The sequence below is a fragment of the Simplicispira suum genome (assembly GCF_003008595.1).
GTDB classification, from domain to species: domain Bacteria; phylum Pseudomonadota; class Gammaproteobacteria; order Burkholderiales; family Burkholderiaceae_C; genus Simplicispira; species Simplicispira suum.
On sequence record NZ_CP027669.1, the window covers coordinates 2,632,886 to 2,653,129 of the forward strand.

Annotated in this window: 13 protein-coding genes; 11 read left to right on the forward strand and 2 right to left on the reverse strand. The window is 65.7% G+C overall.

What is annotated here, in order from left to right; translation table 11 throughout:
* Positions 1-12 precede the first annotated feature (12 nt).
* From C6571_RS12235 to C6571_RS12250, 4 genes are all read left to right on the forward strand, one after another.
* The gene (locus C6571_RS12235; RefSeq protein ID WP_106446925.1) at positions 13-3,186 is read left to right on the forward strand and encodes an efflux RND transporter permease subunit; all 3,174 of its coding nucleotides are present in this window, start codon (positions 13-15) and stop codon (positions 3,184-3,186) included.
* Complete coding sequence (locus C6571_RS12240) at positions 3,179-4,618, forward strand: efflux transporter outer membrane subunit (protein WP_106446926.1); 1,440 nt, start codon at positions 3,179-3,181, stop codon at positions 4,616-4,618. The genes C6571_RS12235 and C6571_RS12240 overlap by 8 nt, the downstream gene beginning before the upstream one ends.
* Positions 4,619-4,752: 134 nt before the next feature.
* Positions 4,753-5,376 (forward strand): Crp/Fnr family transcriptional regulator, encoded by a 624-nt coding sequence (locus C6571_RS12245; RefSeq protein ID WP_106446927.1) that lies wholly within the window; start codon positions 4,753-4,755, stop codon positions 5,374-5,376.
* Between the two features lie 186 nt (positions 5,377-5,562).
* Positions 5,563-7,632, forward strand: a complete 2,070-nt coding sequence (locus C6571_RS12250; protein ID WP_170094731.1) for a sensor domain-containing diguanylate cyclase — start codon at positions 5,563-5,565, stop codon at positions 7,630-7,632.
* 86 nt (positions 7,633-7,718) lie between these two features.
* On the opposite strand, the gene xdhB is transcribed toward C6571_RS12250, so the two are convergent.
* Both xdhB and xdhA read right to left on the reverse strand, forming a co-directional pair.
* Entirely contained in the window at positions 7,719-10,157 is a 2,439-nt protein-coding gene (gene xdhB / locus C6571_RS12255; RefSeq protein WP_106446928.1) for a xanthine dehydrogenase molybdopterin binding subunit, read from the reverse strand.
* The gene (gene xdhA / locus C6571_RS12260; RefSeq protein ID WP_245901268.1) at positions 10,154-11,653 is read right to left on the reverse strand and encodes a xanthine dehydrogenase small subunit; all 1,500 of its coding nucleotides are present in this window, start codon (positions 11,651-11,653) and stop codon (positions 10,154-10,156) included. Before xdhA ends, xdhB begins: the two co-directional genes overlap by 4 nt.
* Before the next feature lie 98 nt (positions 11,654-11,751).
* On the opposite strand from xdhA, the gene C6571_RS12265 reads away from it, so the two are divergent.
* The 7 genes from C6571_RS12265 (at position 11,752) to dnaB (ending at position 20,239) form a co-directional block, all read left to right on the forward strand.
* Positions 11,752-12,684 carry a LysR family transcriptional regulator gene (locus C6571_RS12265; RefSeq protein ID WP_106446929.1) on the forward strand — a complete coding sequence of 311 codons (933 nt, stop codon included), beginning with the start codon at positions 11,752-11,754 and terminating at the stop codon, positions 12,682-12,684.
* A gap of 76 nt (positions 12,685-12,760) precedes the next feature.
* A complete protein-coding gene (locus tag C6571_RS12270) occupies positions 12,761-14,344 on the forward strand; it encodes an ABC transporter ATP-binding protein (RefSeq protein WP_106446930.1) in 1,584 nt (527 codons plus the stop codon).
* Positions 14,331-15,410, forward strand: a complete 1,080-nt coding sequence (locus C6571_RS12275; protein WP_106446931.1) for an ABC transporter permease — start codon at positions 14,331-14,333, stop codon at positions 15,408-15,410. The genes C6571_RS12270 and C6571_RS12275 overlap by 14 nt, the downstream gene beginning before the upstream one ends.
* Position 15,411: 1 nt before the next feature.
* Positions 15,412-16,332 carry an ABC transporter permease gene (locus C6571_RS12280; protein WP_106446932.1) on the forward strand — a complete coding sequence of 307 codons (921 nt, stop codon included), beginning with the start codon at positions 15,412-15,414 and terminating at the stop codon, positions 16,330-16,332.
* A 76-nt stretch (positions 16,333-16,408) separates the two neighbouring features.
* Positions 16,409-17,578, forward strand: coding sequence for a BMP family ABC transporter substrate-binding protein (locus C6571_RS12285; RefSeq protein ID WP_106446933.1), 1,170 nt, complete (start codon positions 16,409-16,411; stop codon positions 17,576-17,578).
* Positions 17,579-17,643: 65 nt separating this feature from the next.
* Positions 17,644-18,690 carry an adenosine deaminase gene (locus C6571_RS12290; RefSeq protein WP_106446934.1) on the forward strand — a complete coding sequence of 349 codons (1,047 nt, stop codon included), beginning with the start codon at positions 17,644-17,646 and terminating at the stop codon, positions 18,688-18,690.
* A 139-nt stretch (positions 18,691-18,829) separates the two neighbouring features.
* On the forward strand, positions 18,830-20,239 hold the full coding sequence (dnaB, locus tag C6571_RS12295; protein ID WP_106446935.1) for a replicative DNA helicase: 1,410 nt from the start codon (positions 18,830-18,832) through the stop codon (positions 20,237-20,239).
* Positions 20,240-20,244 lie beyond the last annotated feature (5 nt).

The window sequence follows — 20,244 nt, forward strand, 5'->3', positions numbered from 1 at the left end:
GGAGCGCCCCGAATGGCCAAGTTTTTTATTGATCGACCCATCTTTGCGTGGGTGATCGCGCTGTTCATCATTGTGCTGGGCAGCGTTGCGGTGACGCAGTTGCCGATTGCGCAATACCCCCCCGTGGCGCCGCCGTCCATCGTGATCTCGGCCGGATACCCTGGCGCTTCGGCCAAAACGCTGGAAGACAGCGTTCTGAGCGTGATCGAGCGCGAAATGAACGGCTCACCCGGCCTGATCTACATGGAGTCGGTGGCCCAGGCCAATGGCACCGGCAGCATCACCTTGAGCTTCCAGCCGGGCAGCAACGCCGATCTGGCGCAGGTGGACGTGCAAAACAGGCTCTCGCGCGCCGCGCCGCGCCTGCCGCAGGCGGTGACTCAGCAGGGCGTGCGGGTAGACAAAGCCAATTCGAACTTCCTGCTGTTTGCCATGCTGTCGTCGACGAACCCGAAGTTCGATCCGGTGGCGCTGGGTGACTACGCGGCGCGCAACGTGGTGCCCGAGCTGCAGCGCCTGCCGGGCATCGGCCAGGCCCAGCTCTTTGGTACCGAGCGCGCCATGCGGATCTGGATCGATCCGGCCAAGCTGGCGGGTTTTTCTCTCTCGAGCAGCGACGTGGTCAATGCCATCCAGGCGCAAAACGCCCAGGTGGCCTCAGGCACCATTGGTGCCCTGCCCAACGTGGCGGGTCAGAGCATTTCAGCCACGGTGGTGGTCAATGGCCAGCTCGCCAATGTGGAGCAGTTCCAGGGCATTGTGCTGCGCGCCAATCCCGACGGCTCGGCGGTCTATCTCGGGGACGTGGCACGGGTGGAGCTGGGCGGCCAGGGCTACGATACGGCGGCCCGACTCAACGGCAAGGACGCAGTGGGCGTCGGCGTACAGCTCACGCCCAGCGGCAACGCACTGGCGGCGGCCGACGCGGTGCGCGCCAAGATGGACGATCTCCAGCGCTTCTTCCCCGAGGGCGTGAGCTATTCCATTCCTTACGACAGCTCGCGCTTCGTCAGCCTTTCCATCAAACAGGTGGCGCTGACGCTGGTGGAGGCCGTCGTACTGGTGTTTTTGGTGATGTTCCTGTTCCTGCAGAACATCCGCTACACCATCATTCCCACGCTGGTCGTCCCTATCGCCTTGCTGGGGACCTTTGGCACGCTGCTGGCTTTGGGCTTTTCGATCAACGTACTGACGATGTTCGGCATGGTGCTGGTGATCGGCATCGTGGTGGACGACGCCATCGTGGTGGTGGAAAACGTCGAGCGCATCATGAGCGAGGAGGGATTGCCCCCGCGCGAGGCGACGCGCAAGGCCATGGGCCAGATCTCGGGCGCCATCATCGGCGTCACGGTGGTGCTGATCTCGGTGTTTGTGCCGCTGGCATTTTTTGCAGGCTCGGTGGGCAACATTTATCGGCAGTTCTCTGCGGTCATGGTGGCGTCCATCAGTTTCTCCGCTTTCCTGGCGTTGTCGCTGACACCCGCGCTTTGTGCCACGCTGCTCAAGCCCGTGGAAGCGGGGCATCACCTTGAGAAGAAGGGCTTTTTCGGTTGGTTCAATCGCGGCTTTACCCGCACTGCCAAAGGCTACGAAGCAGCCGTCAGTCGCATACTGAGGCGCGCGGCGCGCTATTTGCTGATCTACGCGGCCATCATTGGCGTGGTCGCCTTGGTGTACACGCGCCTGCCTTCCTCTTTTCTGCCGGCCGAAGACCAGGGCACGCTGCTTGTGAACGTGCAGTTGCCGCCGGGCGCCACCCTGGAGCGCACCAGCGCAGTCATGAAGCAGGTGGAAGGTTTCATGCTCAAACAGCCCGAAGTCAAGAGCATGGTGGGCGTGATGGGCTTTAGCTTTTCCGGCCAGGGCCAGAACGCTGCACTGGCCTTCGTCACACTGAAAGACTGGAACGAGCGCACCGGTCCTGGGCAGGACGCAACGTCGCTGGCGGGGCGCGCCTTTGGCGCACTCTCGGGCGTGCGCGATGCCTTTATTTTTCCGCTCAGTCCGCCGCCGATTCCCGAGCTGGGTTCCGCCAGCGGCTTCACCTTCCGCCTGCAGGATCGCGGCGGGGCTGGCCCCGCCGCATTGCTGGCGGCGCGCAACCAGTTGCTGGGCATGGCCAGCCAGAGCAAGCTGCTGGCGCAGGTGCGTCCGGATGGTCTTGAAGACGCGCCGCAGCTGCAGATTGACATAGATCGCGACAAGGCCAACGCCTTGGGGGTGGACTTTTCCGCCATCAACAGCACGCTCTCGACGGCGCTGGGCTCGCGCTACGTGAACGATTTTCCCAACCAGGGAAGGCTGCAGCGCGTGGTGGTTCAGGCCGATGCACCGGCGCGCATGCAACCTGACGATCTGATGCAGCTGAACGCCACCAACCGCCAGGGAAAACCGGTGCCCTTGTCCGCCTTTGCCAGCACGCACTGGATCACCGGCGCCATGCAAACCGTGCGCTACAACGGCTACCCGGCCGCGCGCATCAGTGGTGGCGCGGCGCCGGGCTACAGCACCGGTGCGGCGATGGATGAAATGGAGCGCCTCGCGGCCCAGTTGCCACAGGGCTTTGGCTACGAGTGGACCGGTCAGTCGCGTGAGGAAAAGCTTGCCGGCTCGCAGGCGTTCATTCTGTATGGCTTTGCCATCCTGGCGGTGTTCCTGTGCCTTGCCGCGCTCTATGAGAGCTGGTCTATTCCGCTGGCAGTCATCCTGGTGGTTCCGCTGGGGGTGCTGGGGGTGCTGCTTGCCACGCTGCTGCGTGGCTACGCCAACGATGTGTACTTTCAGGTGGGCTTGATCACCATCATTGGCCTGTCGGCCAAGAACGCCATTCTGATTATCGAGTTTGCCAAGGACTTGCAGGCCGAGGGCAAGAGCGTCGTGGAGTCCGCACTGGCGGCGGCGCACCTGCGGTTCCGCCCCATCCTCATGACCTCCATGGCCTTCATGCTGGGTGTCATGCCGCTGGTGCTCGCTTCGGGCGCCAGTTCGGCCAGCCAGCGCGCCATTGGAACGGCGGTGATTGGCGGCATGATCACCGGCACCACCCTGGCGGTGTTTTTTGTTCCCGTGTTCTTCGTGCTGGTGCGCGGCCTGTTCAAGGGCAGCGCGCGCCAGCAGCGCCTGCACGATCAGCGTGCCGCCGAGGCTGCGCAGGCCGCCGCAGGCCAAGGAGGCTCCCATGCGTAACTATCCCCTTCGCCCGCTGAGCACTGGCGCCGCTGCGCTGTTGCTTGCGGGCTGCTCCATGATTCCGCAGTACGAGCGACCGGCAGCGCCGGTGGCAGATGCCTGGCCGAGCGCTGCGGCCGCCGTGGCGCAGCCCGGTGCACAGGTGCTCGCCGCCGACCTGCCCTGGCAAGATTTTGTGCAGGACGCCCGCCTGCGCAGTGTCATTGCCATGGCGCTTGCCCACAACCGCGACCTGCGCATGGCCTGGCTGAACATTGAGCAGGCGCGTGCCCAGTACCAGATTCGGCGCGCAGATAGCACGCCGACCGTGAATCTCGCCGCGTCGGCGGCGCGCCAGCCAGCCAGCGATGGAAGCGGCGGCATCAGCAGTACCTACAGCGTCGGTCTGGCGCTTGCGTCCTGGGAGATCGATTTTTTCGGGCGCATCGCCAGCCTGCAAGAGGCGGCGCTTGCGCAGTACCTCGCCACCCAGGAGGCCCGCAATGCCGTCCAGACCAGCCTGGTGGCGGCGGTGGCGAGCAGCTGGCTCAACCTGCAGACCAACGACGCCTTGCTGCTGCTCACCCAGCGCACCCTGGCGACGCGCGAGGATTCGCTGCGCCTGACCCGCCTGCGCTTTGATCAGGGCGTCAGCTCCGCGCTGGACCTGCGCCAGGCGCAATCGCTGGCCGCCAGTGCCCGCGCCACGCTGGCACAGCAGCAGCGGCTGCGAAGCCTCGACATCAATGCCTTGACGCTTTTGGCCGGTGCGCCGCTGCCGGAGGCCCTGTTGCCCACAGGCGACGCAGCGGCGCCCGCCTTGGCATCGGTGCCCGCCGGCCTGCCGTCGGACCTGCTGAGCCGCCGCCCCGACGTGCTGCAGGCCGAGCAGCAGCTGCGTGCCGCCAACGCCAACATTGGCGCGGCGCGCGCCGCGTTTTTCCCGCGCATTGCGCTGACGGCGAGCGCCGGCACCGCCAGCAGCTCGCTCTCCGGCCTGTTCAAGGGGGGAGCCTGGGGCTGGACCCTGGCTCCGCAGGCGCTGCTACCTATTTTTGACGCCGGGCGAAACCAAGCGGGCCTGGAGTCGGCCACCGTCGGGCGCGAGCTGGCCATTGCGCAGTACGAGAAATCGATCCAGCTTGCGTTTCGCGAGGCGGCCGACGCTTTGGCCGGCCGCGCAACGCTGGACCGGCAGCTGCAGGCCACGCAGGAGCAGGCCGACGCGGAAGCGGATCGTTTCCGCCTGGCTGACCTGCGCTACCGCAACGGCATTGCCAACTATCTTGATGTGCTTGACGCGCAGCGCGCGCTGTTCGCCACGCAGCAGGCGGTGGCGCAAATTCGTCTGGCACGTCAGCAGAACGAAGTGGCGCTCTACAAGGCCCTGGGCGGTGGCTGGCGAGCGCCTGCGCAAGCAGAATTGGTGGGCGCGCTGGCCGGGAGCTGAACACGCAATGCTGCGCCGCAGCACGCCTGAAGCACTTGATGCAAAGCAAAGCGGCCCGGCACGTACCACTTTGTGAGCCGCAGGTTTGACTTTGCGCAATACCCGATCAGGGGCTGCCTTGCAAAGTGGCCCGGATGTTGCCTATTCCTTCTTCCCACCCTTCCGCCGACCTAGAGACTGCGGCGCCTGGCGAGGTGCTGCGGCAACGCCAACAGCAACCGGACGACGTGCTGCACCTGCTGCAAGGCCGCGTTCTCTTGTGCGTGCACGATGGTGCGCAGGTGCGCCAGCAGTTGGGCGTCGTGGAAGGTCCGTTCTGGCTGGACGCCGCCTCCGCGATGTTGGGCCAGCCCTGCGCCGTTGACATGGTGGCCGAAACCCGGGTGCAGTTGCGCCGCCAGCCTCTGGCAGAGTTTCGCGCTGCGCTGGAAACGCTCCCCCGTGCAGCGCAAACCCTGTTGCACGATCTGGCCACGGGTTACCGGCAACAAACCGAACTGGCTGTCAGCCGATTGGCGCAGGATGCCGAGGCGCGCTGCGCCCAGTGGTTGCTGCGCCATGCCCAGAACGACGCCAGCGGCACGATGAGCGTCACCCTGCACCAGCGCAAGCGTCTGATTGCAGCCCAACTGGGCATCGCACCGGAAACCTTCTCGCGGGTACTGCGCAGCTTGCGCGAGCATGGTTTGATTCTGGGTTCGGGCAACGTGCTCAAACTCCCTGAGCCGCGCGCGCTGCAGCTGGTCGCTGGCGGTTAGCAGCGCCCGGCAGGACGGCGCGGCCCTTGTTGTCTGCGCCTCTCAGGGTTTTCATAGTCCGCGCTTGCGGGTTCTACCCAAGCACCTGCGCACGCAGGGCTGCTTATATTGATCGCCATCCATGTCTGCGATCATGTTTTCGTTTTTTCTACCTATCGGCACCTCATCGTTGGCGTGCCTTGGGCCATGAGCGGGCGCCCCGCACGGCAGGGCCTGGTGCTGCCCGGGCCGCTGGCTTTGCGCCTTGCGGCGCTGCTCATCGGGGCTGCATTGGTGGCCGGCGCTGCCTCAGGCTGGATTGCGACACGGGCTGCCGCCGATGAAGCGCTGCAGCGCGTGATGCGCCAGCAGGGCGACGAAGTCCAGACACTGGCACGCGTTTTTGCCAGCAAGATCGAACAGAGCCAGAAGGTGCTGCGCACAGTGGCTGCCGGTATTACGCCAGCCATGCTCGACGCGCCATCCTCGCTGGAATGGCTCTTGCAACAGGGCCTGCCGGCGGTGCAGTTTTTTGACGCCATGCAGGTGGCGCGGGCCGATGGCACGCTCAGGGTGAATCTGCAATACGGTGTGCAGGGGGAAGCTGCTGCGCTGGAGCCGGCCGAGCGCGAAGCCTTGCGACGCACGCTGATTGACGGCAAACCCGTCGTCTCGGAGCTGGCGGGCAACCGGGCGGGCGATGCGCGCGTCATGTTCACCCAGCCGCTCCATGGCGCGGATGGATCGATCTCCGGTGTGGTGGCTGGGGCGATTCGCCTGCAATCGCAAGGGCTGCTGCCCGCCTCCATTGCGCCACCCGAGCAATCGGGTTCGCGGCTGGTGGTGTTTGCAAGCGACGGGACGATTCTTTCCCATCCCGATCCACGACGTGTACTGGGCAAGGTCAGCGACGAGCCTGGCCTGGCGCAGGCTTACCAAGCCATGTCGGCACAGAACGATGCGGCTGCGGCGCCAGGTCGCACCGAAGTCGTTCCTGGCTACGTCGTCAGCCTGGCCAGCATGCCGCTCCCACAGTGGACGGTGGCCCGTGTCAGCGAAGTCCAGTCTCTGCTCGCGCCGCTGGAGGGCACGCAGCGCCGGGCCTGGTGGCTGGCAGTCCTGGCGGTGGGTCTGACCGCTGTGCTGGGGGCCTTGCTCAGCCTCTGGCAAATGCAGCCGCTGGCGCGCCTGCGCGAGCGCGCCTGGGGGATGGCGCACCATGGTGAATTTGACGATTCGGTGGCCCCCGCACCTGGCTGGGGCGACGAAGTCGGCACGCTGGCGCAGCTCCTTGACGGATTCATGCAAGAGCGCAGCGGTCAGGCGCTGCGCGATGGTGCGCTCAGCGGCAGCCTGCAGGCGATCCTGGATCACGCCCCGGTGGGCATCGTCATCACGCGTGCAGGCCGCCTGAGCATGCTGGGGCGCCAAGCAGCGCAAATGCTGGGCTACACCACCGACGAACTCATCGGTCAGCCAGTGCGCACGCTGTACGCGTCCGATGCGGCCTGGACCCAGGGCGAGGAGCGGGCCCGGGCGGCGTTCGTAGCGCACGGCGCGTTTGACGGCGACCTGTGCTTCGCACGCAAGGACGGCAGCCCGGTCTGGGCGCGCGTTCAGGGCCGGGCCGCCGAGGCGCCAGGCATGTCGGCCGGGATTGTCTGGATTCTCGAGGAACTGACAGCCGTGCACGAGGCGCGCCGCCAGCGCCGGCACGAGCGCCTGCATGATCCGGTCACCGGTCTGCCGGACCGCCGCGCGTTTGAGGAGCGCCTGCGTGGCGTGCTGCTGGGGCGCGATGAAAGCGTGGCAGCGCAGGGCGAGGCGCTCTGCGGCGTGGTGATGTACCTGGATCTGGACCACTTCACCGTGGTCAACGACATTGCCGGGCATACCGCAGGCGACGACGTGCTGGAGCATGTGGCCCGATTGCTCGAAGCGCAGGTGCGCCAGGCCGGTTGGGTGGCCCGCCTGGGTGGGGACGAATTTGTGGTGGTGCTGCCCAACTGCTCGGCTGCCCATGGCATGGCGGTGGCCGAGCAATTGCGTGCGGCGGTGCGCGCCTGGGAGCCGGTGTATGGCGGGCGCAGTTTCACCCTGGGTGTCAGCATTGGTCTGGTGCCACTGACGGCGCAGTTGCGCGATGTGGCCGCCGTGCTGCACGCCGCTGACATGGCCTGCTACGAAGCCAAGCGTGCCGGGCGCAACTGCGTGGTGATGCCGGTAGGCAGGTTGGACCCCGTCGTCACGGAACACGAAGCGCTATCAAATAAATAGCATCCAGCGTTTATGGAATAAGCGCTGGAGGCCGAAACACCCAAATTTTTCGTGTCGGCATCACCGCCATGGCCCGGCGAGAATGCTCAGGCGGGCAGCCGTCCCAGCGCCCGCAGCACGCTCTCGGCCGTGGCCGGTGCCTGGAGGGCAACAGGCGTCCACGCCGCGCTGCCACCCTGGGGCCGCGCGGCGACAATGGCATGGCGCAGCGCCTCGTACACGCTGACCGCCAGCATGAACGGCGGCTCGCCCACCGCCTTGCTGCCGCCCACGTTGTCCTCGCGGTTGGCCTCGGGCCACAGGGCAATGCGAAAGTGCTCGGGCACGTCGCCGGTGGCGGGAATCTTGTAGGTGCTGGGCGCGTGGGTGGCGAGCGCTCCGTCGACCTTCCAGACCAGTTCTTCGGTGGTGAGCCACCCCATTCCCTGGATGAAACCACCCTCGATCTGCCCGATGTCGATCGCCGGGTTGATGCTGTGGCCCACGTCGTGCAGGATGTCCACCTTGAGCACGCGGCTCTCGCCGGTGAGCGTGTCGATCACCACCTCGGTGCAGGCGGCGCCATAGGCGAAGTAGAAGAACGGGCGCCCGGTCAGCGTGGTCTTGTCGTAATGGATTTTCGGCGTGCGGTAGAAACCGTCGCTCCAGAGCTGGATGCGGTTGGCGTAGGCCTCCTTGACCACTTCGTCGAAGCTGCGCCGGCCTTTGGGCGAGATGACTTCGCCACCGGCAAAGCTGATTTCACCCGCGCCGCAGGCGTCGAGCCCGCAGACGAACGAGGCCAGGTTGTCGCGGATGTTGCGGGCCGCAAACTGCGCTGCGCGGCCGTTCAAGTCGGTGCCGCTGGACGCTGCCGTGGCGCTGGCGTTGGGCACCTTGCTGGTGTCGGCGGCGGTGACCAGCACGCGCGCCAGTGAAACCCCCAGCTCGTCCGCCACGATCTGCGCGACTTTCGTGTTCAGGCCCTGGCCCATCTCGGTGCCGCCGTGGTTCACCTGCACGCTGCCGTCGGTGTACACATGCACCAGCGCGCCGGCCTGGTTGAACAGCGTGGCCGTGAAGCTGATGCCGAACTTGACCGGGGTGATGGCAATGCCACGGCGCAGCGCCGTCTGCTGCTGGTTCCAGGCGGCGATTTCGGCGGCCCGCGCGCGGTAGTTGCAGCTCTGCTCCAACTGCGGCATCAGTTCGTGCAGGATGTTGTCTTCCACCCGCATCTGGTAGTGCGTGGTGTCGCGCCGGCCCTTGCCGCCGGCCAGCGGTTCGTCGCTGTAGAGGTTGGCCATGCGCACGTCAAAGGCGTCGAGCCCGAGCGCGCTGGCAATGTCGCCCAGGATGCGCTCGATGGCAATCACGCCCTGCGGGCCGCCGAAGCCGCGAAACGCGGTGTGGCTTTGCGTGTTGGTCTTGCAGCGGTACGACGCCACCAGCACGTTTTCAAGGAAGTAGGCGTTGTCGCAGTGGAACACCGCGCGGTCCGCCACCGGGCCCGACAGGTCGGCGGAGAAGCCGCAATTGACGAACATGCTCAGCACCAGCGCCGTGATGCGCCCGCGTGCGTCAAATCCCACTTCGTAGTCGTAGGCGAACGGGTGGCGTTTGCCGGTGACCAGAAAGTCGTCGTCGCGGTCCAGGCGCAGCTTGACCGGCGCGCCGAACTTGTGCGCCGCCACGGCGGACCACACCGCCAGGTGGCCGGCCTGCGTCTCCTTGCCGCCAAAGCCACCGCCCATGCGCCGGCACTGTACGGTGACGGCGTGGTTGTCGATGCCCAGCGCATGGGCCACCCAGTGCTGCACCTCGCCGGGGTGCTGCGTGCTCGAATGAATCCACCACTGGTTCTGCTCCAGCGGCAGGGCGTAGGCAATCTGGCCTTCCAGGTAGAAATGCTCCTGGCCGCCGGTTTCAAAGCGGCCGGAAAGCCGGTGCGGTGCGCTTGCCATGGCTTCGTCGGGTGCGCCGCGTCGCACAAACACAGGCGGCAGCACGTAGCTTTTTGCCGCATGGGCTTCTCGCGGGTCCAGCACTGCTGGCAAGGGCGCAATGTCCACCTGCACGGCACGCGCGGCGCGGCGCGCCTGCATCACCGATTCGGCCACCACCACGCCAATCACCTGGCCCACATGCTGCACGGTATCGAACGCGAACACCGGCTCGTCGTGCGCAAAGGCGGCCAGCATGTTGTCGCCCGGAATGTCGGCCGACAGCACCACGCCGCGCACGCCCGGCATGGCCAGCGCAGCGGCAGCGTCCACGCCGTTCAGGCGCCCGTGCGCCACTTTGGACAGGATGGGCGCGGCGTACAGCGTGCCCTTGAGTTCGGGCAGGTCGTCGATGTAGCTGGCGTTGCCCGCCACCTGGGCGCGGGCGCTTTCGTGCGCATGCGGGTGGCCCAGTGCGCGCGGCGTCGCCGCAGCGCTGTGGCCATGCGGCGAAAGCGGCCGTTCTGCCACGGCATCAAAGGCCACAGCCACCGGATCGGCCACGCCATCGCGGCTCAGGGAAAGTTCGTCGCGTGCAGTCATTGCAGGTCCTCCAGGGCCAGCAGGTCCAGGCTGGCCGGCGCGCCGCCTTGGGTCTCCAGCCAGAAGCGCTGCGGCAGGGCGGCGAGCATGGCGCGGCGGTAGGCGCTGCTGGCGCGCATGTCGGAGATCGGGTCGAACTCGGCCTGCAGCGCGGCGGCTGCGGCCTGCACCGTGGCTTCGCTCCAGGGCTGGCCGACGAGCGCCGCCTCGGCCGCGCGGGCGCGGGCTGGCGTTGCGGCGACACCGCCGGCACCAATCGATGCGACGCGGACCTCGCCTTGCTCGATGGTGAGGTTGAGCACCAGGCACACCGCCGAGATGTCGTCGTCAAAGCGCTTGGACACCTTGTAAGCGCGCAGCCGTTCGTTCGGCTGGGGGAGCGGCACGTGGATGCGCAGCAGCAATTCGTCCGGCGCCATCACGTTTTGCCGGTAGCCGGTGTAGAGGTCTTCGAGCGCCAGTTCGCGCGTGCCGCGCACGCTGCCCAGCTCGACGCGGGCGCGCAGAGCAATCAGGAGCGGCATCGAATCGCCAATCGGCGAGCCGTTGGCCACGTTGCCGCCCAGCGTGCCCGAATTGCGCACCGGCAAGCCGGCAAAGCGGGCGCCAAAGCGCTCCACCTCGGGCCAGTGCTGCTGCAGCGCACCGAAGGCATCGGCCAGCGTCACAGCCGCGCCGATGCGCAGATGCCCGGCATCGCGCTCGATGCGGCGCAGCTCGGCGGCTGTGGTCACGTCCAGCACCTGGGCAAACTGGCGGTGCAGCTTGGTGACCCACAGGCCCACGTCGGTGCAGCCCGCCACCACCTGGGCTTGGGGGTGCGCCGCACGCGCCGCCAGCAAGGCCGCTTCTGTAGGCGGAGAAATATAGGTCAAATCAGGCTCTAGCGCTTGTCTGGTATGCGCAAGAAGCTTCAATTGTTGTAGCAAACGCGGCTCGTTGACGGCCTGCACCGGCAGATCGCCCATGGCCTGCGCCGCGTCCAGAATCGGGCGGTAGCCGGTGCAGCGGCACAGGTTGCCCGACAAATCGTGCACCGCATCGGCGCGCGTGATCGCCTCGCCCTGGCAGCAGCGGTTCTGGTACATGGCAAACAGGCTCATGACAAAGCCGGGGGTGCAGAAGCCGCATTGGGAGCCGTGGCACTGCACCATCGCTTCTTGCGCCGGGTGCAAACCTGCTGCGGCCGTCGCATCGCTGGTCTCGATCAGCGGATCTTCGGTCAGATCTTCCACCGTCCAAAGCGCCATGCCGTCGATGGAATGCGCCAGCCGGATGCAGGCGTTGATGGCGCGGTAGCGGATGCGCTCGCCGGTGCCCGCGCCTTCGATTTCGCCCAGCACCACGGTGCAGGCGCCGCAGTCGCCTTCGCCGCAGCCCTCCTTGGTTCCGGTGGCGCCCAGGTCGTCCCGCAGCAGCTCCAGCAGTGTGCGCTCGGGTGGTACATTGGCCAGCGCTACAGGCTGACCGCGACGGATGAAGTGCAAAGGGCGCATGGTCAAAAGGTTCAGCGAGACAAGAATCGCACTAAGGGTAGAACGCATTGCGCTGGCGCGCATAAGCGCCAGCATATGACGCGAATGCGCAAAAAACTATGAGAGACCAAGCCCTTTTCGACAAGATAGACCTCCATCTCATAAGGGTCTTGCACACCGTGCTCACTGAACGCAGCGTATCGAGGGCAGCTATCCGTCTGGGCATGCACCAGCCGGCGGTGTCTGCTGCGCTCAAGCGTTTGCGCGATCTTTCGGGCGACCCGCTGCTGGTGCGCTCGGGCAGCAGCATGGTGCCCACCGACGCTGCGCTGCGCATGGTGGAGCCAGCGGCCGACATTCTGCGCAGCGCCGAGGCGCTGTTTTCGGATGCGCGCGGGTTTGACCCGCGCACCAGTACGCGCAGCTTTCGCGTCGCGGCCAGCGACTACCTCGATCCGCTGTTTCTGCCCCGACTGGTCGCACGCATCAAGTCCGAGGCGCCGCTGTGCCCGATCGACATCCTCCCGCTTTCGCCCGACGCCCACTACCACGCACAGCTGGCCGATGGCGAGGCCGACGTGGTCATCGGCAACTGGCCCGAGCCGCCGGGCGATCTGCATCTGGGCAAACTGTTTTCCGATGAGGTGGTGTGTCTGGTCTCGCCCGAGCACCCTGCGGTTCGCCGCGGCTGGAGCCTGGAGGACTGGCTGCAGGCCGAGCACATTGCCCCCACGCCCACCCACCCCGGCGCGCGCGGCGTGATCGACGCGCACCTCGATAGCCTGGACCTGCAACGCAACATCACGGCGCGCTGCGCGCACTTCGGGCAGATTCCCGAGATGGTGGCGGCCAGCCTGCTGGTCCTCACCACGGGTCGCCAGTACTGTGAGCGCTTCACCGCGCGCTTGCCGCTCGTCATTCTGGCGCCGCCGCTGGCTTTTCCGCCGCTGGGCTACTACCAGCTCTGGCATGCGCGCACCCAGCATTCCGCTGCAGCCGCCTGGTTGCGCGACTGCGTTCGCAAGGTGGCTGATTCGCTACCAAAAGGATAGCTGTATGCGTATATAGAATAAGCGCCGCATGCCGATTTGACTATTAAAATACAACATTTCCGAGACAACAACGCGCATGAATGCTTCCGCTTCTCCCCCGCCCGCAGGCCAGGCGCCACCGCGCCTGCAGCTGTCCGGCATCACCAAGCGCTACCCGGCCGTGGTGGCCAACAGCGGCGTCTCGCTGACCGTGCAACCGGGCGAAATCCATGCCGTGCTGGGCGAGAACGGCGCCGGCAAATCGACGCTGATGAAAATCATCTACGGCGCGGTGCGGCCCGACGAAGGCAGCGTGCAGTTCGATGGCCGCGCGGTGCAGGTGCGCAACCCGCAGGAGGCCCGGCACTTGGGCATCGCCATGGTGTTCCAGCACTTCAGCCTGTTTGACACGCTGACGGTGGCCGAGAACGTCTGGCTGGGGCTGGACAAAAGCCTCACGCTGGCCGAAGTGGCGCGGCGCATCACCGCCAAGGCGGCCGACTACGGCCTGGACATCGACCCCGAGCGCCCGGTACACACGCTCAGCGTCGGCGAAATGCAGCGGGTGGAAATCATCCGCGCCTTGCTGACCGAGCCGCGCCTGCTCATCCTGGATGAACCGACCTCGGTGCTGACGCCGCAGGCGGTCGAGCGCCTGTTCGTGGTGCTGCGCAAGCTGGCCCATGAAGGCTGCAGCATTCTCTACATCAGCCACAAGCTGCACGAGATCCGGTCTCTCTGCACCGCATGCACGGTGATGCGCGGCGGCAAGGTGACCGGCGTATGCGACCCGCGCGAGGAATCGAACGCTTCGCTCTCGCGCTTGATGATTGGCGCCGAGCCGCCCGCGCTGGAGCACCGCGCCGCGCAACGGGGCGCCGTGGTGTTGCGCGTGGACCACCTCAGCCTGGTGCGCACCGATCCCTTTGGTGTCGATCTGATCGACCTGCAGCTGCAGGTGCAGGCCGGCGAAGTGGTGGGGATAGCCGGTGTGTCGGGCAATGGCCAGAAGGAGCTGCTCTACGCGCTGTCGGGTGAAGACCCGCGCGCCGCGCCGGCCATGGTGCAGGTGGCGGGCCAGGATGCCGGCCACCTGGGGCCGCGCCAGCGCCGCGCGCTGGGCCTGCATTTCGTACCGGAAGAACGCCTGGGGCGCGGCGCCGTGCCCAGCATCGGTCTGGCGCACAACCTGCTGCTGACCCGCAGCGACGCCGTGCGCTCGCTGGGCTGGATCGACGTGGGGGCGCTGCGTGCACAGGCGCAGCAAATCATTGCGCGTTTTGGCGTCAAGGCCGGTGGGCCGGATGCGCTTGCGCAATCGCTCTCGGGCGGGAATTTGCAAAAATTTATCGTCGGGCGCGAGATTTCCGCCGGCCCCAGCCTGCTCATCGTCTCGCAACCGACCTGGGGTGTGGACGTGGGCGCGGCGCAGCAGATTCGTGGAGAAATCCTGGCGCTGCGCGATGCCGGCTGTGCGGTGCTGGTGCTGAGCGAAGAGCTGGACGAGCTGTTTGATCTTTGCGACCGGCTTTACGTCATGGCCAAGGGCCGCTTGTCGCCTTCGGTGGACCGTGCCGACGCCACCGCGCCGCGCATTGGTGAATGGATGAGTGGCCTGTGGCACGCCGACGTGCAGCAGCACCTGGCACAGACTGCGGAGGCGGGCCATGCTGAAGCTTGAAGCGCGCCCCACGGCGTCGAAATGGTGGACCTACGGCTCGCCTCTGCTGGCGCTGGCCATCACTGTGCTCATCGGTGTCGCGCTGTTCGCGCTGCTGGGCAAAGACCCGCTGCGCGGCCTCGAAGTGTTCTTCTGGGAGCCGCTCAAGTCGCGCTACGCCCTGGGCGAGCTGATGGTCAAGGCGACGCCGCTGCTGCTGATCGCGCTGGGCCTGGCAGTGTGCTTCCGCTCCAACGTCTGGAACATTGGCGCGGAAGGCCAGTTCGTGATGGGCGCGATTGCCGCAGGCGGTGTGGCGCTGATGGCGGACAAGACCACCGGCAGCTGGATCATGGTGGCCGTGCTGCTGGCGGGCACCCTGGGCGGCATGGCTTGGGGCGGACTCACCGCACTGCTGCGCGACAAGTTCAATGCCAATGAAATTCTGGTGAGCCTGATGCTGGTGTACGTCGCCATCCTGGTGCTCAGCTATCTGGTCTTCGGGCCGTGGAAAGACCCGGCGGGCTACAACTTTCCGCAAACCCGCGCTTTTGAAAAGGTGACGCACATTCCGCGCCTCATGGCGGGTTCGCGCATGAACATCGGCTTGCTGATAGCGCTGGCCGGTTCGGCCGCACTGTGGCTGTTTTTGTTCCGCTCGCGCGCCGGTTTCGCGCAGCAGGTTTCGGGCCTGGCGCCGGCTGCGGCGCGCTACGCGGGGTTTTCCTCGCGCCGTGCGCTGTGGATTGCATTGCTGGTGTCGGGCGGCGCAGCAGGTCTGGCTGGCGCGCTGGAAGTGGCGGGTCCGATTGGCCAGCTCACGCCCTACGTGCCGGCGGGCTACGGTTTTGCCGCCATCATCGTCGCCTTTGTCGGGCGCCTGCACCCCGTGGGGATGGTGCTCTCGGCCATTTTGATGAGCATGTTCTATATCGGCGGCGAGCTGGCGCAGTCGCGCCTGGGCCTGCCCAAATCATTGACCGGTGTGTTCCAGGGTCTGCTGCTGTTCACGCTGCTGGCCTGCGACACCTTGATTGCCTACCGCGTGCGCTGGGTGCGCCCGGCGGGCGCGAAGGCGGGGAGCTGACATGGAATCCTGGGCACTTTTGATTGGCTCCACGCTCAGCGCCGGCACCGTGCTGGCGATTGCGGCCTTGGGCCTGTTGATCAACGAAAAGGCGGGCATCGTCAACCTGGGCGCCGAAGGCATGATGCTGTGCGCCGCCATTGCAGGCTTCGCCGCCGTGGTGCATACCGGCAACCCCTGGCTGGGCTTTGCCGCCGGCATGCTGGCGGGTGCGCTGCTCGCGATGGTGTTTGGCTGGCTGGTGATCTGGCTGGGCACCAACCAGTACGCCACGGGCCTGGCGCTCAGCCTGTTTGGCGTCGGTTTTTCGGCCTTTGTCGGCATCGGCTATGTGCAGGCGCGTCTGCCGGAGATTCCGAAATTCACGCTGCCCTGGTTGCGTGATCTTCCGCTGGTGGGCCCCGCACTGTTTCGCCAGCACCCGCTGGTGTACCTGACGGTGGCCTTCGCTGGTGCGCTGGTGTGGTTCCTCTACCGTACGCGCTCCGGCCTTATCCTGCGCTCAGTGGGCGAGTCGCCCGAATCGGCCCATGCGCTGGGTTACCCGGTGCGCCGCATCCGGCTGGCGGCGGTGATGGCTGGCGGCGCGCTGTGTGGTCTGGCCGGAGCCTTCATCTCCACCGTGTACACCCCGTTGTGGGTGGAGAACATGGTGGCCGGGCGCGGCTGGATCGCCCTGGCGCTCACCACCTTTGCCACTTGGCGCCCCGGCCGGGTGCTGCTGGGTGCCTACCTGTTTGGCGGCGTGACCATGCTGCAGTTTCACCTCCAGGCCTCGGGCGTGCAGGTGCCCAGCCAGTGGCTCAGCATGCTGCCCTACCTGGCCACCATCGTGGTGCTGGCGCTGATTTCGCGCAACCCGGCATGGATTCGGGTGAACATGCCGGCCTCGCTGGGCAAGCCGTTCCACGCCAGTAGCTGACATCGGCTGTAACACTTCATAATCATCCGCTTTCGTCCCGCTAGCTTGTATTTCTTAACCAACAAGGAAACCCGACATGACCGACCTGCACAAACGCACGCTCCTCAAAGTGGCTGCACTGTCCGCCGTGGCCGCTGCCGCGCTCGTGGGCTGTGGCAAGAAGGAGGCGCCGCCTGAGCCCGCAGCGGCGCCCGCTCCGGCACCGGTGGCTGCCGCGCCCGCACCGGCCGCTGAGCCGCTGAAGATTGCGTTTGCCTATGTCGGCCCGGTGGGTGACGGTGGCTGGTCGTATGCGCACGACAACGCGCGCAAAGCCATCGAGAAGGAATTTGGCGACAAGATCGTCACCAGCTACGTCGAAAGCGTGCCTGAATCGGCCGACGCCGAACGCGTGCTGCGCGACATGGCGAGTCAGGGCAACAAGCTGATTTTTGGCACCACCTTTGGCTACATGGAATCGATGATCAAGGTGGCGGCTGACAATCCGGGCATCAAGTTCGAACATGCCACCGGCTACAAAACGGCCGAGAACCTGCGCACCTACGACAGCCGCACCTATGAAGGCGCTTACATGGCGGGCGTGATTGCCGGCGGTATGACCAAGACCAACACCCTGGGTGTGGTGGGTTCGGTGCCGATTCCCGAGGTGCTGCGCAACATCAACAGTTTCACGCTGGGTGCGCAAAGCGTGAACCCGAAGATCCAGACCAAGGTGGTGTGGGTGAATGAATGGTTCAGCCCGCCCAAGGAAACCGAAGCGGCGACTTCGCTGATCAATGGCGGCGCCGACGTCTTGTTCCAGAACACCGATTCGCCTGCAGTGCTGAAGACGGCGCAGGAAAAGGGCAAGCGCGCCTTTGGCTGGGATTCGGACATGACAGCCTACGGTCCCAAGGCCCACCTGGGTTCGGCCATCATCAACTGGACGCCTTACTACACCAAGACGGTCAACGATGTGCTGAACGGCACATGGACCACGGGCCAGGCCTGGTGGGGCGTGAAGGAAGGCGCCATCGACATGGTGTCAATCGCCGAGGACGTGCCCGCAGAACTCAAGGCCAAGGTCGAGGAAGTCAAAGCCGGCCTGAAGGACGGAAGCTTCCACATCTGGAAGGGCCCGCTCGTCGACAACACCGGCAAGGAAGTGATCGCTGCGGGTGCCGTGGCCGACGACAAGTTCCTCGGTGGTGTGAATTTCTACGTCAAGGGCGTGGAAGGCAACGTGCCCGGCGGCGACAAGAAATAAGCCAGCGCGCTGGCATAGCCCGGCCGCCTTCGGGCGGCCTTTTTCATTGATCTGGAGATTTCGCCATGCTGGCTTCGCCATCCGTTGACCCTGCACGTTTGCCGGCCCTGCTGCAGGCCATGCCCAAGGCCGAACTGCACATTCACATCGAAGGTTCGCTGGAGCCCGAGTTGATCTTCCAATTGGCCGAGCGCAACGGTGTGCGCCTGCCCTATGCCAGTGTGGAGGCCCTGCGCAGCGCCTATGCTTTCAGCAATCTGCAGAGCTTTCTGGACATCTACTACGCCGGCGCCAGCGTGCTCCTGACCGAGCAGGATTTCTACGACATGGCGCGGGCCTACCTGCGCCGCGCAGTGCGGGACAAGGTGGTGCGCGCGGAAATCTTCTTTGATCCGCAGACCCACACGGCACGCGGCGTGTCCATGGAAACGGTCATTCGCGGCCTGCACCGCGCCTGCGAAGACGCGCAGCGCGAGTGGGGCATCAGCGCCGCGCTGATTCTTTGTTTTCTGCGCCATCTGAGCGAAGAAGACGCTTTTGCCACGCTGGAGCAGGCCCTGCCATTTCAGGGCCAGTTCATTGGCGTGGGGCTCGATTCGAGCGAACTTGGCCACCCACCAGAAAAATTCGAGCGCGTGTTTGCGCGCTGCCGCGCGCTGGGCCTGCACCGCGTAGCACACGCAGGCGAGGAGGGGCCGCCGGCCTACATCTGGAGCGCGCTGGATGCCCTGCAGGTCGAGCGCATCGACCACGGCGTGCAGGCCTTGAAGGACGAGGCACTGGTGGCGCGTCTGGCGCGCGAGCGCGTGGCACTCACCGTCTGCCCCTTGTCCAATCAGAAACTGTGCGTGTTTCCGGACCTCGCCCAGCACAATTTGCGGGCCTTGCTGGACGCCGGGCTGTGTGCCACGGTCAACTCGGACGACCCGGCCTATTTCGGCGGTTACATCAATGACAATTTCCTGCAGGTGTTTGCCGCCACGGGAATGACGGCAGCCCATGCCTGGCAATTGGCGAGCAACAGTTTCGAAGCCAGCTTTGCGCCCGAGGCGGACAAGCGTGCATGGATGGCGCGCTTGGAGTCTGTTTTTTCAGATTATTCCGCGCTCTGATGCGGGCGGCCGCACACGCGGGGCTTGCCGCACGGTCTGCACCGCTTGTCCATAGGTTTGTCCACAGGCTGCGCACAGGCTTGTGCGGTGACGCCAGGCCCAGTGCCCGCTACCATCCGACGCTTGCCCAGGGAGCCCTATGTCCGAATTCATGATGCCGGTTGACGAGGAATTCGCGCCGTACGACCACCAACTTGCGCAGTTGCGCGTGCCGCCGCACTCGACCGAGGCGGAATCGAGCGTGCTCGGCGGCCTGCTGCTCGACAACCAGGCCTGGGACCGCGTCGGCGACCTGCTGATCGAGAGCGACTTCTACCGCTTCGAGCACCGACTGATCTACGCCGGCATTGCCAAATTGGTCAACGCCAGCAAGCCGGCCGACGTGATCACGGTGTACGAGCACCTGCAAAGCATTGGCAAGGCCGAGGAAGTCGGGGGCCTGGCCTACCTGAACGCGCTGGCGCAGTACGTGCCCAGCGCCAGCAATATCCGCCGCTACGCCGAAATCGTGCGCGAGCGCGCCATTTTGAGGAAGCTCGTCACTGCCAGCGATGAAATCGCCACGGCCGCCTTCAACACCCAGGGCCGGCCGGTCGACAAAATCCTGGACGAAGCCGAGCAGAAGATCTTCAACATCGGCGAAGAAGGCTCGCGCATGAAGCAGGGCTTTCAGGGCATGGACACCCTGGTGGTCAACCTGCTCGACCGTGTGCAGGAGATGGCGGACAACCCGAACGACATCACCGGTGTTCCCACGGGTTTTATCGACCTCGACCGCATGACCTCGGGCTTGCAGGCCGGCGACATGGTGGTGCTGGCGGCGCGCCCCTCCATGGGCAAGACGGCGCTGGCCATCAACATTGCCGAGCATGTGGCGCTGAACGAAGGTCTTCCGGTAGCAGTGTTCTCGATGGAAATGGGCGCCGCCCAGCTGGCGGTGCGTATCGTCGGCTCCATCGGCCGCATTGACCAGGGGCATTTGCGCACCGGCAAGCTGACCGACGACGAATGGCCCCGCCTGACCGAAGCCATTGAAAAACTGCGCAATGTTTCACTGCACATCGATGAAACCGCAGGTCTCACCCCCAGCGAGTTGCGCGCCAACGCGCGGCGCCTGGCGCGCCAGTGCGGCAAGCTGGGCATGATCGTGGTGGATTATTTGCAGCTCATGAGCGGCTCCAGCAGCTCGCAGGGCGAGAACCGCGCCACCGAGCTGGGCGAGATATCGCGCGGGCTCAAGATGCTGGCCAAGGAACTGCAGTGCCCGGTGATTGCGCTCTCGCAGCTCAACCGAAGTGTGGAAACGCGCACCGACAAGCGCCCCATGATGAGCGACCTGCGTGAGTCTGGCGCCATCGAGCAGGACGCCGACATCATCATGTTCATCTACCGCGACGACTACTACAACAAGGACAGCAAGGAGCCCAACGTCGCAGAGATCATCATCGGCAAGCAGCGCAACGGGCCCACGGGCACGGTCAAGCTGTTCTTCCAGAAATCACAGACGCGCTTTGAAAGCCTGGCGATGGGGTCCACTGACGATTTTTGATGAAA

What these genes read in the sequence shown, in the direction of transcription:
- C6571_RS12235 (WP_106446925.1), top strand. Translation starts at nt 13, where the DNA reads ATGGCCAAGTTTTTTATTGATCGACCCATCTTTGCGTGGGTGATCGCG.
- C6571_RS12240 (WP_106446926.1), top strand. Translation starts at nt 3,179, where the DNA reads ATGCGTAACTATCCCCTTCGCCCGCTGAGCACTGGCGCCGCTGCGCTG.
- C6571_RS12245 (WP_106446927.1), top strand. Translation starts at nt 4,753, where the DNA reads ATGTTGCCTATTCCTTCTTCCCACCCTTCCGCCGACCTAGAGACTGCG.
- C6571_RS12250 (WP_170094731.1), top strand. Translation starts at nt 5,563, where the DNA reads ATGAGCGGGCGCCCCGCACGGCAGGGCCTGGTGCTGCCCGGGCCGCTG.
- xdhB (WP_106446928.1), bottom strand. Translation starts at nt 10,157, where the DNA reads ATGACTGCACGCGACGAACTTTCCCTGAGCCGCGATGGCGTGGCCGAT.
- xdhA (WP_245901268.1), bottom strand. Translation starts at nt 11,653, where the DNA reads ATGCGCCCTTTGCACTTCATCCGTCGCGGTCAGCCTGTAGCGCTGGCC.
- C6571_RS12265 (WP_106446929.1), top strand. Translation starts at nt 11,752, where the DNA reads ATGAGAGACCAAGCCCTTTTCGACAAGATAGACCTCCATCTCATAAGG.
- C6571_RS12270 (WP_106446930.1), top strand. Translation starts at nt 12,761, where the DNA reads ATGAATGCTTCCGCTTCTCCCCCGCCCGCAGGCCAGGCGCCACCGCGC.
- C6571_RS12275 (WP_106446931.1), top strand. Translation starts at nt 14,331, where the DNA reads ATGCTGAAGCTTGAAGCGCGCCCCACGGCGTCGAAATGGTGGACCTAC.
- C6571_RS12280 (WP_106446932.1), top strand. Translation starts at nt 15,412, where the DNA reads ATGGAATCCTGGGCACTTTTGATTGGCTCCACGCTCAGCGCCGGCACC.
- C6571_RS12285 (WP_106446933.1), top strand. Translation starts at nt 16,409, where the DNA reads ATGACCGACCTGCACAAACGCACGCTCCTCAAAGTGGCTGCACTGTCC.
- C6571_RS12290 (WP_106446934.1), top strand. Translation starts at nt 17,644, where the DNA reads ATGCTGGCTTCGCCATCCGTTGACCCTGCACGTTTGCCGGCCCTGCTG.
- dnaB (WP_106446935.1), top strand. Translation starts at nt 18,830, where the DNA reads ATGTCCGAATTCATGATGCCGGTTGACGAGGAATTCGCGCCGTACGAC.